The organism is Polaribacter sp. BAL334, assembly GCF_015767435.1.
Taxonomy (GTDB): Bacteria; Bacteroidota; Bacteroidia; order Flavobacteriales; family Flavobacteriaceae; genus Polaribacter.
The window spans coordinates 1-308 of sequence record NZ_JADWOV010000213.1 but is presented as its reverse complement, the minus strand read 5'-3'; the positions used below and the strand labels follow the sequence as shown (position 1 = coordinate 308).

Genomic DNA, 308 nt, shown 5'->3' with positions numbered 1-308 from the left:
GGCTAAATAAACCAATTCCAAACCAATCCAAAACGAATCGTCATATCACGATATGGATAATTGGGTGCTGAAAAATAGTTTTTTGATGAAAATCCTGAGGTAACGTTATCAATTTTAAAATAAATACGGGTTCTCCTTACTTGTGCATTAAAAAAAACATCTACTGTAGGAAATCCGATTTCTTCGTTGTTTTGTAATGTAAATTCAGCCAATAAAGGGTTATAAGCATTCGCCATGTATTTGGTGAAATATTTAAAAGTTGCGCCAATATTTACCAACATAGGTTTGCCTTTAAACCAATAATCTGT

1 protein-coding gene is annotated in these 308 nt (G+C 32.1%); it reads right to left on the bottom strand.

The window, feature by feature from the left end:
• Positions 1-2: 2 nt before the first annotated feature.
• Positions 3-308, bottom strand: a 306-nt coding sequence (locus tag IU405_RS01905) for a putative porin (RefSeq protein ID WP_231749455.1), incomplete at its 5' end; no start/stop codon positions are given.